The sequence below is a fragment of the Romboutsia sp. D33t1_170424_H2 genome (genome assembly GCF_015669105.1).
In the GTDB taxonomy this organism is placed as follows: Bacteria; Bacillota; Clostridia; order Peptostreptococcales; family Peptostreptococcaceae; genus Romboutsia_C; species Romboutsia_C hominis.
In genome coordinates this window covers 301,659-313,972 of record NZ_JADOZQ010000002.1, presented here as the reverse complement: position 1 = coordinate 313,972, position 12,314 = coordinate 301,659, and the positions used below count along the sequence as shown (strand labels likewise).

Here is a 12,314-nt window from a genome sequence, read left to right as displayed (position 1 = left end):
AAATCAATATATATATGAAAACTACCCTTATAATATTTTTATTATCAATAGTGGTTTTTATGATAATTTTATAATTGTTAATATATCTCCTTCTTATTAACCTTTATTTTTTAAATTTTCCCAATAAGCTTTAAAAGCCATCTCATTTTTATTTTTACCTGGATTGTAATATTTTTTATCTTTTATAAGTTCTGGCATGTATTGCTGACTTACATAATTATTTTCATAATTATGAGGGTATTTATAGTCTATACCTCTACCTAGATTTTTAGCACCACTATAGTGTGCATCTTTTAAGTGGACTGGTATATCTCCAACTTCTATATTATCTAAATCATATATAGCTGATTGTATAGCAGCGTATGTAGAATTAGACTTAGGACAATTTGCTAGATATATTGTAGCTTGTGCTAAAGGCAATTGTGCTTCTGGAAACCCTAGTTGATTTGCTGCGTTGACACAAGCCTCAACTATAGTTATAGCTTGGGGTACAGCTAGTCCTACATCTTCACATGCAATACACAAAAGCCTCCTAGTTATACTATTTAAGTCTCCTGCCTTTATAAGCCTTGCTAGATAATGTATAGATGCATCTATATCAGAACCTCTTATAGACTTATGAAATGCAGACAATATTGAGTAGCTATCATCTCCTTTATTGTCATAATTAAGTATCTTAACAGAAGAACATTCTATTGTATTATCTAGAGTTATGTTAATTTCATCAGAATTACTATCAATGCTAACATTAAATACAAGTTCTAATTTGTTTAAAGCACTTCTCATATCACCATTGCAAGTTTCTGCTATATATCTTATAGCCTTTTCTTCAACTTTTATTGTTTTGCTTTTATAGAGATTTCTTAATTTTTCTATTGAATTCATAAGGCCTATAAATATATCTTGTGAATTTATTTGTTTAAACTCAAATACTGAACATCTACTAAGTATTGCTTTATATATAGCAAAGTATGGGTTATCTGCTGTACTTGCTATTAAAGTTACTGATCCTTCCTCTATAACTTCTAGTAATGATTGTTGTTGTTTTTTATTTAGAGCTTGTATCTCATCTAACATTAAAATTATACCATTATAAGAAAATAGGTCTCTTTTAGTGGCCTCTATTACTTCTTTTATTTCTTTGACACCGCAGTTTACAGCATTTAGTTTTATATACTTTTTTCCTGTTGCGTTTGCTATTATGTTTGCTAAGGTAGTTTTACCTGTTCCTGGAGGGCCATATAAAATCATATTTGGTATAGTTTTATTTTGTATTAATTTATTTAATATTTTCCCTTTTCCTATTATGTGAGATTGCCCCACCATATCATCTATACTTTGAGGTCTAAATCTATCTGCTAACGGTTGCATATTACCTCCTAATATACTTGTATTAAATAAAGGTACCTATAAACGTTTATAGATACCTTTTATTATTAGTAATTTGATTTTAATTTCTTTAATTCTTCTATAAGCTTGTCATTAAGTATTTTTATATGTGTCCCCTTCATACCTAACGATCTAGATTCTATTACTCCAGCACTTTCAAATTTTCTAAGTGCATTTACTATAACTGATCTTGTTATACCAACTCTATCAGCTATTTTACTAGCTACTAATAAACCTTCTTTGCCATCTAATTCTTCAAATATATGCTCTACAGCTTCAAGTTCTGAATAAGATAAAGTGCCTATAGCCATTTGTACTACCGCTTTCTTTCTCATTTCAACTTCTAATTCTTCACCTATAGCTCTTAATATTTCAAGACCTACAACTGTTGCACTATACTCTGCTATAACTAGATCATCATCATTAAACTCTTTATCATACCTCGATATAAGTAGTGTACCTAATCTTTGTCCACTTCCTAATATAGGAACTATTGTATTATATTTTTGTGCTCTTTCTGCTTCTAGAGGGAAGAACTCTAATAATTTTTCTCCTGTTAAGTTCTCTAATGTATCAGATACTTTTAGCATATTTTTAGTATACTCTTCTGGGAATTTTTTTTGTCTTGTCCCCTCTTCTTCTACTACCGAACTATCTTTTTCATCATTTAGGAATAAGCCTAATACTTTACCTTTAGAGCTTAGTATGTATATATTTGCACTTAACACCTCACCTAATGCTCCAGCTAATAAGTCAAAAGAAACATTACTGCCACCACTTGTTTGTAACGTTTTATTTATCCTTCTAGTTTTTTGTAATACTTCACTCGCCATTATAATTCATCTCCTCATGAAAATCAGCCTTTTCAGCTTTTCCCTATTCATCTATCTAAATTTTTATTCTTAATACGCATTATGCAATAGAATATTATCACAAAATCAAACCTTTTTCAATATAATAGGCCTTATTTTTCTAATTTTCGCTATTTTCATTCACTGGTTTTATATTATCGTTTTCTTTATTATTTAAATTCTTACAATCTTTATTAGAACATACAACTTTAGTTTCACCCTTTGTGACCTTTTCTACCATATATGACCCACATTCTGAACATAATTCTCCTGTTGGTTTATTCCATGCTACAAAGTCACACTCTGGATACCTAGAACAACCATAAAATGCTTTCCCTCTTTTAGATTTTCTAAGAATGATATCTCCTTCATGACACTTAGGACATTTTACGCCTATTTTATTAACTAATGGTTTTGTCGTTTTACATTCCGGATAGTTTTTACATGCTATAAACTTTCCAAATCTACCGTATTTTATAAACATCTTTTCTCCACAGTTTTCACATACTTCATCTGTTTCCTCATCCATGTTTATTTTTTCTATACTTTCTTTAGCTATTTCTATAGCTTCTTTTAGTGGTTCATATGATTCTCTAACTACATCTTTCCACTTCATATGACCTTCTTCTATTTCATCTAGCTTACTCTCCATTTGAGCAGTAAAATCAGCATCTATAAACTTTTGGAAGTTTTTTTCTAGTATATCTGTGACTATTATCCCTAATTCTGTAGGATGTAAACTTGTACCTTGTTTTTCAACATATTCTCTATTTAGTATAGTTGCTATAGTAGGCGCATATGTACTTGGTCTACCTATACCTAACTCTTCTAGAGTCTTTACTAAACTTGCCTCTGTAAATCTAGCAGGTGGCTGAGTAAAGTGTTGAGTTGGTATTATATCTTCTATATCTAATATGTCACCTTCATTTATAGTTGGTAATATTTTATCTTCTCTGTCAGTAAAATTATATATTTTTGTATATCCATCAAATTTTAATTTTGATCCTGTAGCTTTAAATATATAATCATCTATCTTACACTCTACATTTAATATATCAAATACAGAGTCTTCCATTTGACTTGCAACAAATCTTCTCCATATTAAGTTATATAACTTAAATTGATCTTTAGTAAGATATTCTTTTATACTATTTGGAGTCTTTTCTACATATGTAGGTCTTATAGCTTCATGTGCATCCTGAACTTTTTTACTTTCTTTTTTATCTTTCTTGTCTTCTACATTTTTATAGTAGTTTTCTCCTATTTCACCTAGGATATAATCCTTAGCCTTTTCTTTAGCTTCTTCTGATATTCTCTTAGAATCTGTTCTTATATATGATATAAGACCGACAGTTTCTTTTTCTATATCTATACCTTCATACAACTCTTGTGCTATACTCATAGTTTTTTTAGTTGTAAAAGATAGTTTATTTGCAGCTTCTTGTTGAAGCATACTAGTAGTAAATGGCTTTGGCGCTGATTTTCTTCTACTCTTAGATTCTATTGATACTACATTTAATTTCTTACCTTTTATATCATCTAAGATGTTATTTATCATCTCTTCATTTTCAATTTCTATCTTCTCATTTTTCTTTGAATGAAATTTTAAATTAATATCTTCATTTTTTTCTGTTTTTGCATTTAGCTCTAATGTCCAATATTCTTTTGGTATAAATGCATTTATTTCTTTTTCTCTGTCGCATATTAATTTTGTCGTTACTGATTGAACTCTACCTGCACTAAGACCTTTTCTTATTTTTTGCCAAAGTATTGGGCTTATTTGATAACCCAAAAGCCTATCTAAAACCCTTCTAGCTTGTTGTGCATCTACTAGACTTAAGTCAATATTTCTAGGACTCTTTATAGCTTTTTTTATTGCATCTTTAGTTATCTCATTAAATTCTATTCTACACTGTTCATTTTCATCTAGATTTAATATATGAGCTAAATGCCAAGATATAGCTTCACCCTCTCTATCAGGGTCGGTTGCTAAATATACTTTCTTAGATTTTTTAGCTTCCTTTTTAAGTTCCTTTATTACGTCGCCTTTTCCTCTTATATTTATATATTGAGGATCAAAGTCATTTTCTATATCTACACCTAATTTACTTTTAGGTAAATCTCTTACATGACCGACCGAAGCTTTTACTGTATAATGGCTCTTCCCTAAAAATTTCTCTATCGTTTTAGCTTTAGCAGGCGACTCAACGATGACTAATGTTTTGGCCATAACCACACACCCCCACTTTTTATGTTATTTATGAATTTAAAATATATCTATTATTATTAATCTGTACTAAAATATCTCTTAATACTAATTCATTTAAAATTATGTTTACATATTTTATATCCATTTTAGTATTATCACAAATTTCATCTATATGCAAGGTTCCTTTATTTTTTATAGTATCTATTATAATACGAGATTTCTTATCTAAATTAATATTATCATACTTTTTTAAATTTTCTTGATTTTTATTATTAATAATTTTATATTCTTCTAAAATATCTTCTATACTGCATACCAACTTTGCACCTTCTTTAATTATTTTATGGCATCCTTCACTCATGGCAGAATGTATACTTCCTGGTATAGAAAATACTTCCCTTCCTTGTTCTAATGCAAAATCTGCAGTTATTAGTGCTCCACTTTTTATGGCAGCTTCAACCACTATAACTCCATCACTTATTCCACTTATAATTCTATTTCGCTGTACATAATTACTTGGATAGACTTTAGAATCTATACCATATTCAGATATTATAAGTCCATCATTTTCTAGTATTTCTTTACTCAAATATAAATTTTTTCTTGGTAAAATATTATCCACAGATGAACCTATTACAGCAACCGTTTTTCCACCACCTTTTATACAGCCCATATGCGAGTATGAGTCTATACCAGTAGCTAATCCGCTAACCACATTTATATTCATTTCTGATAATTTACTACTAATTGTTGTTGCACAGTGTTTACCATATGCAGTTGCTTTTCTTGATCCAACCATAGCAATTGATAGCCCTTCATTTAAAAGGTTTATATTTCCTTTATAATATAATAACTTTGGTGCATTATATATATTTTTTAGCTTACTTGGGTAATGATTATCTTCTATACTTACATATTTTATATTTCTCTCTCTTAATTTTTCTTTTATATTATCTAAATAAGCAAGACTTTTATATTTTACTATATTTTCCTTAATATTTAAATTTATATTTTCCATTTCATTTATTTCTTTATCACTTAAATGAATTATATCTTCTACTTTTAATCCATTTTTTAGCATTTTATCTATTATGTTATTACTTATCTTATCTATTGATTTTAGCCATAAATAAGCATCTTTTTTATCCATATGAGTCTCCTATTTAAAATATGTGTAATAAGCTTTTCTAAATGAAAAAGCTTCCATTATATGACTTGAATTTATATTTTCACTTTCTTCTAAGTCTGCTATAGTTCTCGATACTTTTAATAGTTTAGTGTAACTTCTGTTACTTAATTTATATTTTCCTAATATTAGATTTAATGTACTTAAACCATCACTTTCTAGCTTACAATAATCTAGTAACTTTGATGATTTTATCTCATCATTAGTTTTAATTAAATCATTTTCAAATCTTTTATTTTGAATAATTCTTGCTTTCTCCACTCTATCTCTTATAACATCAGAATTTTGTGAATTATCACTCTTAATTAACTCGTCATATGGTATTGAGTTAACTTCCACAAATATATCAAATCTATCTAATAGTGGTCCTGACAATTTATTTATATATCTATCTATGTCAATTTTTTTACATCTACACTCCTTATCGGACATAAAATATCCACAAGGACAAGGGTTCATAGCACCTACTAAAAGCACATTACAAGGATAGGTTATATTTTGCTTCACTCTAGATATATTAATAACTTTATCTTCTATAGGTTGTCTTAATGTTTCAAGTATTTTTCTATCAAATTCAGCTATTTCATCTAGAAATAATACACCTCTATGAGATAAAACAATTTCACCTGGAGTCGCTTTTTGACCCCCTCCTATTAATGCTTGCTTAGTTGAAGTGTGGTGTGGTGATCTAAAAGGTCTTTTTGTAATAATACCTTCATTATCAGAAGTCATTCCACATGCACTATAAATTTTAGTAACTTCTAACATTTCATCTTTTTGAATTTTCGGAAGAATCGTTCTTATTCTTTTTGCTATCATAGTTTTTCCCGAACCTGGAGGACCAATCATTAACATGTTATGATTTCCTGCTGCTGATATTTCTGCTGCTCTTTTTACAAAATAATTACCATAAACATCTTTAAAGTCTTCATCATAACCTATATTTTCTTTTCTATCTTGTTTTTTAGTTTTTATAATTTCATCTTTATCTATATCTATATCACCATTTAAATAGTCTATACATTCTTTTAAGCTGCTAACAGGTATTATATCTATACCATCAATAAAAGAACTTTCTAATATATTATCTTTAGGTATAAATACTCTTTTTATCTTGTTTTCTTTAGCCCCTATTACCATAGGAAGTATTCCTTTAACTTTTCTTATATTTCCATCTAAAGATAATTCACCTATAAACAAACTACTATTTAAATACTCATCATCTTTTTTTATAAGATTTTTAAGTATACCAATGGCTATTGGCAAATCAAAATAAGCTCCTTCTTTTTTCATATCTGCAGGAGATAAATTTATTACTATTCTAGAATTTAAAAACTTATATCCACTATTTATTATTGCTGATTTAACCCTATCTCTTGATTCTTTTATTTCTACTCCTGCAAGACCTACAATATTAAAACAGGGTATACCATTTTGTATATCAACTTCCACCTTAACAATAAAAGATTCTATTCCTATTAAATTACTTGAATTTATAATACTTAGCATTTTAACTCCTCTAAAAAGCATTTTCTATATGGTTAATCTTTTTATCCATAAAATATACTTCTATAACATCAAATCGAATTTTACTATCATAAATTTTTTTTGCAAATATATAATGTTTTGCTGTATTTGTTATCTTTTTTATTTTTTTATTATTTATTGCATCTCTTCCATATCCAAATCTTAAATCCATTCTTGATTTAACTTCTACAAATACTAATTCATCTTCAAATTTTGCTATTATATCTATTTCTCCACTTTTTATTCTATAATTAGTATCTAATACCTTAAATCCTTTTTGTATTAAAAATTCACAAGCTATTTTTTCTCCTAAATTACCTTTTTCTTTATTATTCATAGCTTCTCCTAATTCAAAAACTTTTTTGTAATTATATCCTCCTATATATTTATGTATACTACTTTTTACTTTTTTGATTGAATTTTTTATAAGTTGCTACTAATATTACTTGTAGAGGGGGGATTTTAATGTCTAGGTCTAAAAGACTTATTTATAAAAAGAAAAAGAAAAGATTATTAAAAAATAGAATTATCTTTTTATCTTCTTTCCTTTTTATACTAACTTTTTCATTTTTAATATTTACATATGGTAATAATCAAAAAAATAATAATACTACATCAAGTAATCCTAAAGTTGTACAAGCTCTATCTTCAGCTAAAGAAACTTCGACTCTCACCTTAAGCACTGCAGGAGATATTATGACCCATATGCCTCAACTTAAAGCTCAGTACGATAATTCATCTAATACATACAATTTTGACAATAACTTTCAGCATGTAAAACACATCTTAGAAAATGACGACTTATCAATAGCTAACCTAGAAACTACTTTAGCTGGTACCTCAGTACCTTATTCTTCTTATCCTACTTTTAATACGCCTGATAATATTATAGATAGTTTAAAATATGCAGGTATTGATATTTTATCTACCATTAATAATCACTCTTTTGACAAAGGTGATTTAGGTGTTAAAAGAACATTGGATATTTGTAAAGAAAAAGAAATAGAAACTATAGGCACCTCTAATAAAAATGAAAATAGGTACATTATAAAAGAAATAAATGATATATCTTTAGGTATAATTGCATTTAGCTATGGTGAAATAATAAATAATAACAAATATTTAAATGGAATAAAAATATCAGATGGATCTAAAGATAATATGAACATATTTGATATGCATGATGTTAACAAGGCTTTTAATACTATAAAAAAAGAACTAGATAAAATAAGAAATACAGATACACAAATAGCTGTTTTACATTGGGGTAATGAATATCAAAGGACTCCCAGTAAATTTCAAAAAGAGTTAGCTCAGAAGCTATGTGATTATGGAGTAGATATAATAGTAGGTTCTCATCCTCATGTTGTACAACCTGTAGAAATAATACGTTCTAAGGATAATTATACCAATACCTTAGTTATATATTCTTTAGGAAACTTCATATCAAATCAAAGACAAGAACTTTTAAACACACCTTACACAGAAGATGGCCTTATAGTATCTATCGAACTTACTAAAGATCATACAAAAAATCAAACCTTAATATCATCAGTAAATTGTATTCCAACTTGGGTTAATAAATATAAAGGCTTTAACAAGGATGTATATGAAATAATTCCAATATACTCTAAAGAACAACTACTTGAAATTAACAATTTACCTATGGAAAGACTAAAACTTTCTTATGAAAATACAGTATCTCAAATAAAAACTTCAGATATAATTAAAGTTCCGCAAAATATTTTTGAGCAAAAGTAAAAGTCTCTCCTAATTATTAGGAAAGACTTTTATTTTTATATCTATTTATATATAACCTTTTCATCTATATCATCTATATTTTGACATCCTGTTAATATCATTGTTGAACTTAATTCATTTTTAAGTTTTTCTACATAAGATTTAACCCCTTCTGTCTGACCTCCAAAAGATGCTGTTACAAATGGTCTTCCGATAAGCACTGCATCAGCTCCTAGTCCTATCATCTTAAGAACATCTACACCACTTCTAATTCCACCATCTACAAGTATAGTTATCTTACCTTTTACTGCCTTAGATATATTAGGAAGCACATCTACCGCCCCAGGAGTGCAGTCTAAAACTCTACCACCATGATTAGATACAACTATTGCATCAACTCCAGCCTCTACTGCCATTAAAGCATCTTCAACTGTCATTATACCTTTTAGTATAAATGGTAAATTTGTAGACTTTTTAAGTTCTTTTATAGCATTTACATCTTTAGGTACAACCTTTTTACCATGCATTGAAAGTGTTACAAGGCCACATGCATCAACATCTACACCTACTGCTATTGCCCCTGCTTCTTCTGCAAGTTTTATTTTATTTATTATGTCATGATTTTCCCAAGGCTTTATAAACACTATACCTTTACCATTATTTTCTTTAAGTACTTTTAAGTTTTCTATTAAAAATTCATCTATAGCAGTATCTCCTACCATAGCATATACCCCTGAATCAATACATCCTTTAACTACAGGTTCTATATATTCTCTTTCTGATATTTGTCCACCCATATTTAAAGTTGTTCCTGTAATTGGTGCAGCAAATATTGGAGCATCCATTTTTTGACCAAATAACTCTATACTAGTATCAGGATTACATACATTATGTACTACCCTCATATTTATCTTAACTTTTTCTAAACTCTTATAGTTCTCAGTGAAAGCTGATCCACTTCCTTTACCTCCCATACCAGGCACTTCTCCTGCACAGGCTACACCATTACAAACTTTACAAACCCTACAGCTTCCATTAAACTTTTCTCTAGCATTTTTTTCTAGTTCTTTAAAATTCATCTTAACTTCCCCCATCTTAAATTGTATAGTTTTGCTTTATAATTTATGGTATTTTTATATTTGTATTAATTATAGCACATTTTTTAAGAAACTCTTTCTATGTATAGGAGTTATACCATGCTTTTCTATAGCTTCGTAATGTTCTTTAGTTCCATATCCCTTATGGCCTTTAAATCCATATTCAGGGTACATCTCATCATACTGATACATTAAATTGTCCCTTGTAACCTTTGCTAATATACTTGCTGCAGCTATTGATATAGATTTTGAATCCCCTTTTATTATAGGATTTTGAACAATATCTACTCCTGGTATAGTAGCTGCATCTATTAATAGATAGTCTGGACTTTTCTTTAAGCAGTTTAAGGCTTTTTTCATAGCCATATAAGTTGCATTTAATATATTGAATTTATCTATTTCTTCATTATTTACTATTCCTATACCATAATCTAGGGCTTCTTCCTTTATTATATCAAATAGTTCTTCTCTTTTAGCTTCACTTAGCTTCTTAGAATCATTTATTCCTTCTATCTTAGTTCCTTGTTTAAATACTACAACACTAGCTACCACAGGCCCTGCTAATGGACCACGTCCTGCTTCATCTATACCACCTATATATATATATCCTTTTTCATAACCTTCATTTTCAAATTCGTTTATTTTTTCTAATCTCTCTTCTTCTCTTCTTATAGCATCTAATTTTTTAGCCATTTTTACAGCTAAACTTTGAACTGATTTTCTATCATCTATTTTCAAAATTTCTATATATTTCAAATATTCATCAGTACTTATATTTTCTATTATTTCTTTAATTTCTTTTACACTTTTATCTTTCATAAATTTCTCCTTGGATTACTTTATATTGTCTATTTATATATAAATATATATTTTTATTTCCTTCTATTAATATATTAACATATATTTGATAAACTATAATATAGTTCATTGTTTATATATTTATACCTTATAAATTTATAAAATAAAAAATCGTTGGTAATTAAACCAACGATTTTTTATTTTATCCAACTCTATTAATATCAGCACTTGATAAATCTTTAGATGGTGGTATAAAGTTACCTACTAATGCTCCTATTAATACTGGAACTATCCAGTTAAATCCTAGTGGTGCAAAAGGTAATTTTGTTACAAGTGGTATTGATATTCCCATTGAATTAGCAACAGTTAATACACTTATAAGTAATGCAGCATATGTGGCACCTTTGAATGCATTATCATTTTTAATTCTTTTACCGAATATTGTCATTATAACTAATACAACTGTCGCTGGGTATATCATATCTAATATTGGAGCTGAGAATTGTATTATTGTACTTACTCCAAAATTTGAAACTATTGCACTAAATATACAAACTACTGTAACTATAACTTCATACTTTAATCTTCCATTAGTTATTTTTTCAAAGTATTGAGCAGTAGCTGATGTAAGACCTATAGCTGTCGTTAAACATGCTAAACCTACTATAAGTGCTAGTATTATTTTTCCTGGTTGTCCAAGTAAAGATGCAGTCATCTCTACTATTAAAGATGTTTGAGATACATCTACTCCATATATTTTAGAAACTGTAGCTCCAAGATATGTTAGTCCTCCATATACTAAACATAGACCTAAAGCTGCAACCATTCCTGCTTTTAATGTTAACTTAACTTTTTGATTTTCTTCTGTATATCCTTTATTTACAAGAGATCTTATTACAACAGTTGAAAGTGCTACTGCACCTAACGCATCCATTGTTTGATATCCTTGCTTAACTCCTTCGGCAAATACTCCATCAATCATAGGACTTGGATTTATTTCGCCTAATGGAGATATTATCCCTTTAACTATTAAAACACCTAAAGCTACTAATAATGCTGGTGTTAAAAACTGGCCTATTATGTCTACAACTTTTGATGGCTTTATAGTTAGTACAAATGTAATAGCAAAGAATATTACTGAGAATAATACCGGATTAAATCCATTAAATAAAGGGTGAACTCCCATTTCGAAAGTTGTTGCTGCTGTTCTTGGTATTGCTAATAATGGTCCAAGACATATCATTATAGCTGAACCTAAAATTATTGCTAATGTTTTTCCTGATCTTCCCAGAATTTTACTTACTTCTCCATTACACTTTGCTGATGCTGTTACTGCAAGTAATGCAAGTCCTACATCGGCTAGTATAAATGCTACAAATCCTATTAGCCAACTAGATCCTGATATTACTCCTAAATATGGAGGGAATATTAGGTTCCCTGCTCCAAAGAACATGGCAAATAGTGCAAATCCTACAACTACTACATCTTTAGTTGTTTTGTTCATATTAACGCCCCCT

General features: G+C 28.6%; 10 protein-coding genes. 1 reads left to right on the top strand and 9 read right to left on the bottom strand.

The features are described 5' to 3' along the window. Positions 1–96 precede the first annotated feature (96 nt). The 6 genes from I4U66_RS04465 to I4U66_RS04440 all read right to left on the bottom strand — a co-directional run bounded on the left by I4U66_RS04465 (position 97) and on the right by I4U66_RS04440 (position 7,499). Positions 97–1,371 carry a replication-associated recombination protein A gene (locus I4U66_RS04465; RefSeq protein ID WP_092924588.1) on the bottom strand — a complete coding sequence of 425 codons (1,275 nt, stop codon included), beginning with the start codon at positions 1,369–1,371 and terminating at the stop codon, positions 97–99. A 65-nt stretch (positions 1,372–1,436) separates the two neighbouring features. Then, on the bottom strand, positions 1,437–2,222 hold the full coding sequence (gene codY / locus I4U66_RS04460; RefSeq protein ID WP_092924586.1) for a GTP-sensing pleiotropic transcriptional regulator CodY: 786 nt from the start codon (positions 2,220–2,222) through the stop codon (positions 1,437–1,439). Positions 2,223–2,361: 139 nt separating this feature from the next. Beyond that, on the bottom strand, positions 2,362–4,470 hold the full coding sequence (topA, locus tag I4U66_RS04455) for a type I DNA topoisomerase (RefSeq protein WP_092924553.1): 2,109 nt from the start codon (positions 4,468–4,470) through the stop codon (positions 2,362–2,364). Positions 4,471–4,498: 28 nt separating this feature from the next. Beyond that, positions 4,499–5,599, bottom strand: a complete 1,101-nt coding sequence (gene dprA / locus I4U66_RS04450; protein ID WP_195928523.1) for a DNA-processing protein DprA — start codon at positions 5,597–5,599, stop codon at positions 4,499–4,501. Positions 5,600–5,608: 9 nt separating this feature from the next. Further along, positions 5,609–7,144, bottom strand: coding sequence for a YifB family Mg chelatase-like AAA ATPase (locus I4U66_RS04445; RefSeq protein ID WP_195237286.1), 1,536 nt, complete (start codon positions 7,142–7,144; stop codon positions 5,609–5,611). A 10-nt stretch (positions 7,145–7,154) separates the two neighbouring features. After that, positions 7,155–7,499, bottom strand: coding sequence for a YraN family protein (locus tag I4U66_RS04440; protein ID WP_166505823.1), 345 nt, complete (start codon positions 7,497–7,499; stop codon positions 7,155–7,157). A 128-nt stretch (positions 7,500–7,627) separates the two neighbouring features. On the opposite strand from I4U66_RS04440, the gene I4U66_RS04435 reads away from it, so the two are divergent. Then, positions 7,628–8,923 carry a CapA family protein gene (locus I4U66_RS04435; protein ID WP_195928522.1) on the top strand — a complete coding sequence of 432 codons (1,296 nt, stop codon included), beginning with the start codon at positions 7,628–7,630 and terminating at the stop codon, positions 8,921–8,923. A gap of 41 nt (positions 8,924–8,964) precedes the next feature. Here the strand turns inward: I4U66_RS04435 and I4U66_RS04430 are convergent, their stop codons facing one another. The 3 genes from I4U66_RS04430 to brnQ form a co-directional block, all read right to left on the bottom strand. Then, positions 8,965–9,981 carry an alpha-hydroxy-acid oxidizing protein gene (locus tag I4U66_RS04430; RefSeq protein ID WP_092924543.1) on the bottom strand — a complete coding sequence of 339 codons (1,017 nt, stop codon included), beginning with the start codon at positions 9,979–9,981 and terminating at the stop codon, positions 8,965–8,967. 69 nt (positions 9,982–10,050) lie between these two features. Continuing rightward, positions 10,051–10,818 (bottom strand): ribonuclease HII, encoded by a 768-nt coding sequence (locus I4U66_RS04425; RefSeq protein WP_195581344.1) that lies wholly within the window; start codon positions 10,816–10,818, stop codon positions 10,051–10,053. Between the two features lie 181 nt (positions 10,819–10,999). Continuing rightward, entirely contained in the window at positions 11,000–12,301 is a 1,302-nt protein-coding gene (brnQ, locus tag I4U66_RS04420) for a branched-chain amino acid transport system II carrier protein (RefSeq protein ID WP_092924539.1), read from the bottom strand. Positions 12,302–12,314: the final 13 nt, after the last annotated feature.

Coding starts and splice junctions, on each gene's coding strand:
- I4U66_RS04445 (WP_195237286.1), bottom strand. CDS start 7,144: ATGCTAAGTATTATAAATTCAAGTAATTTAATAGGAATAGAATCTTTT.
- I4U66_RS04465 (WP_092924588.1), bottom strand. CDS start 1,371: ATGCAACCGTTAGCAGATAGATTTAGACCTCAAAGTATAGATGATATG.
- I4U66_RS04425 (WP_195581344.1), bottom strand. CDS start 10,818: ATGAAAGATAAAAGTGTAAAAGAAATTAAAGAAATAATAGAAAATATA.
- brnQ (WP_092924539.1), bottom strand. CDS start 12,301: ATGAACAAAACAACTAAAGATGTAGTAGTTGTAGGATTTGCACTATTT.
- topA (WP_092924553.1), bottom strand. CDS start 4,470: ATGGCCAAAACATTAGTCATCGTTGAGTCGCCTGCTAAAGCTAAAACG.
- dprA (WP_195928523.1), bottom strand. CDS start 5,599: ATGGATAAAAAAGATGCTTATTTATGGCTAAAATCAATAGATAAGATA.
- I4U66_RS04430 (WP_092924543.1), bottom strand. CDS start 9,981: ATGAATTTTAAAGAACTAGAAAAAAATGCTAGAGAAAAGTTTAATGGA.
- I4U66_RS04440 (WP_166505823.1), bottom strand. CDS start 7,499: ATGAATAATAAAGAAAAAGGTAATTTAGGAGAAAAAATAGCTTGTGAA.
- codY (WP_092924586.1), bottom strand. CDS start 2,222: ATGGCGAGTGAAGTATTACAAAAAACTAGAAGGATAAATAAAACGTTA.
- I4U66_RS04435 (WP_195928522.1), top strand. CDS start 7,628: ATGTCTAGGTCTAAAAGACTTATTTATAAAAAGAAAAAGAAAAGATTA.